Origin of the sequence: Vibrio sp. VP6, assembly GCF_028823755.1 — a bacterium.
Lineage (GTDB): Bacteria > Pseudomonadota > Gammaproteobacteria > Enterobacterales > Vibrionaceae > Vibrio > Vibrio parahaemolyticus.
Genome location: NZ_JAPEID010000102.1, coordinates 1 through 3,110, shown reverse-complemented (window position 1 = coordinate 3,110; position 3,110 = coordinate 1). Strand labels below are relative to the sequence as shown.

Genomic DNA, 3,110 nt, shown 5'->3' with positions numbered 1-3,110 from the left:
AGTCTGTTTAAAGCTTTCTACTTCCCTCTCTATCGTTTTGTTTCTCGACGATTTCTCAAAGCCGTTCAAGCTGCCGCGAAGGACTCTAAATGTGATTGATTCGTCAATTATTTATACGGATTGCTTGTGTTGCGTAAATATGTTTTACTGATTTGTATTTAATGGTAAATTATTTTTACTTACGATGATGGAGGTATCCTTTGAGCTTTATACCCGATTATAAGTTGTCAGAGCTGAGCAAAATGGCCGGCTTTAATACCGTTGATGAATTAGCGATGTACGCATGTACTACCCGGCAGAACCTCGATAACTGGAACAAAACCGAGTCCAAACAAGGCTTTCTGAGAGTCGTCATCATGGGCGCTAAAGTCATGAAAGCCCAAGAGATCAAACGCCAAGCCAATGCGCGAGCAGAGAGGGAGTTGCATGTCTAAACCATTGCTCGATGATGCCGTTTTAAAGCTGATTGATGCCAAGCTACTTCTAAACGGTCACGTTACCAGTAAAGACATTTACCGTCACCTGGGCTTAGGTCGGCAAAAGGTGAGCAAGGTATTTCAAGACTATTTAGCGGCGAACCCTGCTTCGATGGTTTATGTGCCAGCCAAGAAAAAATACATGGCAACCGACGATTTCAAGCCGTGCTTTCTGGGGGAGGTTAAAGCGGGTGAGTTTGTTGATGCCTTAATTACGGTTTTCGGCACATTCACCGACGAGAAATAAAGAGGGCAATGACGACTGAGCCTAAAAGGAGGGGGCGGTCATATCATCATTGAACATGGGCAGTTACTTAAGAGCCGTCCAGTTCCTGATGGCTCTTAAGTAACTGGCAACGGAATATATGAAACCCTAACAACGAGGAAGAGACATGAAGCGTATCGAAGCAATCATAACGGATGAATGGATGTTTGATGATGGTCAAGAGACCCGAGAATGTATCGCGTCATTTCAAAGCGTGGTGTACGCCTCTTACCAAGACTACATGGCGGATTTGCTCGTGCTTAGCCAAAATGATGATTTTAAATTCGCTTTACCGCATGAAACGGACAGCCATTTTCCGCGACGCACGGCAGAAGAGCGGCAGGACATCATCATCAAAAAAGTTCATGCACGACGACGCTATCAAGAGCACATTGAAAACGGAGGCTCTGAGGAAGAGACCAGCAGCGCTCTTTCTGATTTTCCCCTCAAAAAAGCCCATCATTAAATTGACGGGCTTTTTTATACTCCGATATACTGGAGACGCAACGCATCAGACGTTGTAAATCTTGGCTAAGGCAACCATTCATAATCGAGTGGTGCCAGAGCCCAAGATTATGATTGATGGCCTCGCTTGTCTTCAATCCATCAATTCAAAGGTGATCGTCATGATTACTGCCGCAATGATACCCAAGCAAGAACGTTTAACGTTTTATCCATCCACGACAAAGCAATTTCGTTTTTTGAAAAGAACGATCCACCGCTTCTCTGAACTATACCTAAAGGGGTATTACAGGAAGGGGGGAAGGTATTGGCAATTTCTGACACTAAGTAACGGTGGTCGGTTCGCCTATCCGGTTATGGAGGCGCCCGTCACTTTCTACGATCCGAATCACGATACCTGGCATGCGTTTTCTCAAGAAGCGGCAGGCATTTGTATTTGGTTGGTGACATTACGAACCTGTGCAACGGTGGCGCTTGAACGAGACCATTTTGTCGAAATGGACAATTTCAGCCATTATCATTCGCGACTTATGGAATACGCGAACGAGCACGTAGAGTGGGATAGCATTGCTCACTTTATCACATCCATTCATTAGCGCTCAGCGCGTTGTAATCACCACAGGAGAAGGCCTGTGGGGGCTTCTCCTGTTTTATTTTAAAGGAGACGTCTGATGCTAGAGCTGGGTACGAGCTTCCAAAAATCAAGCGCTATACGCTTAGAAGAAGTGCACATCAAAACCATCAACGCCGGTGATACGGTGATCCACAATGAAAATCTAAAGACGGTTGGTCAGAGTGACATCCAATACTACTCCTTTATGGGGCTGTTACTTTTTGGAGACGCTTACCACTTAGGTCACAAGCCTGTCATCAAGGTGACATTCTTATGTGACTAAGTGACCCCCTTCTGTAGCGGAACGACTCCGCAGGCAACGCCAGTTCGACTGGCCGTTGCCAGCCGAATAAGCAAATTGTTATCAATTTACTCATTCAAGGAGTAGCGACATGGCTACAAAACCAATGAAAAACGATTTTTACCAAGACATCACCAATCAAGTCATCGAGGCGCTAGAGCAAGGGGTTAAACCTTGGTCATGCCCTTGGGATGTGACCCACGCATCAGGCATTCCATGTAACTATCAGAGTCAAACCGAATATAAAGGGTTGAATATCATGTTACTTTGGATGAGTGCGCAGCTTAACCGCTTTTCATCCAACAAATGGCTGACGTACAAGCAGTCGAAAGCGCTTGGCGGCCAGGTTAGAAAGGGTGAAAAAGGGACAGCGATTTTCTTTTTCAAAATCGTGGAGAAGAAAAACCGGCACGAAGATGATAATGACGAGCAAGATACCTACGCGATGTTACGAACCTTTAAGGTTTTTAACGTTGATCAAATTGATGGTATTGAAGACGATGAAGTGGCCATGGCGCGCCCTGAACGTGATGAGATAGCATTGATTGATGAAGCTGAGCGCTTCATTCAGCAGACGGGGGTATCTATTCGTTATGGTGGACAGAAAGCGTTTTATCGTCCATCTACGGATGAAGTTGTCATCCCTGATCGTGAAAGGTTCGTTTCGACAGCCGATCTCTATGCCACCATTATGCATGAGTTGACGCATTGGACGGGACATCAATCTCGTTTAGATCGTGACAGCAAAGGGCGGTTTGGTAGCAAGGATTACGCTTTTGAAGAATTAATCGCTGAACTCGGGGCCGCTTTTACCATGGCGGATTTGGGGATAGTTGGTGACGTTCAACACGAATCTTATATCGCAAACTGGTTGGAGGCGTTGAAAAACGACAAGCGTTATGTTTTTAAAGCCGCCGCTCAAGCCAGTAAAGCGCATCAATACCTCATGTCGCTGAACGAAATGAAGATTTCTAAAGCGGCATAGCGAAAGTG

Annotated in this window: 6 protein-coding genes; all 6 read left to right on the top strand. The window is 45.4% G+C overall.

Annotated elements, in window-relative coordinates; translation table 11 throughout:
* The first annotated feature begins 200 nt into the window (after positions 1-200).
* The 6 genes from OU793_RS23950 to OU793_RS23925 all read left to right on the top strand — a co-directional run bounded on the left by OU793_RS23950 (position 201) and on the right by OU793_RS23925 (position 3,102).
* A complete protein-coding gene (locus OU793_RS23950; protein ID WP_023623340.1) occupies positions 201-434 on the top strand; it encodes a hypothetical protein in 234 nt (77 codons plus the stop codon).
* The gene (locus OU793_RS23945; protein WP_023623341.1) at positions 427-723 is read left to right on the top strand and encodes a hypothetical protein; all 297 of its coding nucleotides are present in this window, start codon (positions 427-429) and stop codon (positions 721-723) included. Before OU793_RS23950 ends, OU793_RS23945 begins: the two co-directional genes overlap by 8 nt.
* Before the next feature lie 145 nt (positions 724-868).
* On the top strand, positions 869-1,207 hold the full coding sequence (locus OU793_RS23940; protein WP_023623342.1) for a hypothetical protein: 339 nt from the start codon (positions 869-871) through the stop codon (positions 1,205-1,207).
* Positions 1,208-1,442: 235 nt separating this feature from the next.
* On the top strand, positions 1,443-1,799 hold the full coding sequence (locus OU793_RS23935) for an antirestriction protein (protein WP_228521631.1): 357 nt from the start codon (positions 1,443-1,445) through the stop codon (positions 1,797-1,799).
* 75 nt (positions 1,800-1,874) lie between these two features.
* Positions 1,875-2,099, top strand: coding sequence for a hypothetical protein (locus OU793_RS23930; RefSeq protein ID WP_023623344.1), 225 nt, complete (start codon positions 1,875-1,877; stop codon positions 2,097-2,099).
* Between the two features lie 109 nt (positions 2,100-2,208).
* A complete protein-coding gene (locus OU793_RS23925; RefSeq protein WP_023623345.1) occupies positions 2,209-3,102 on the top strand; it encodes an ArdC family protein in 894 nt (297 codons plus the stop codon).
* Positions 3,103-3,110: the final 8 nt, after the last annotated feature.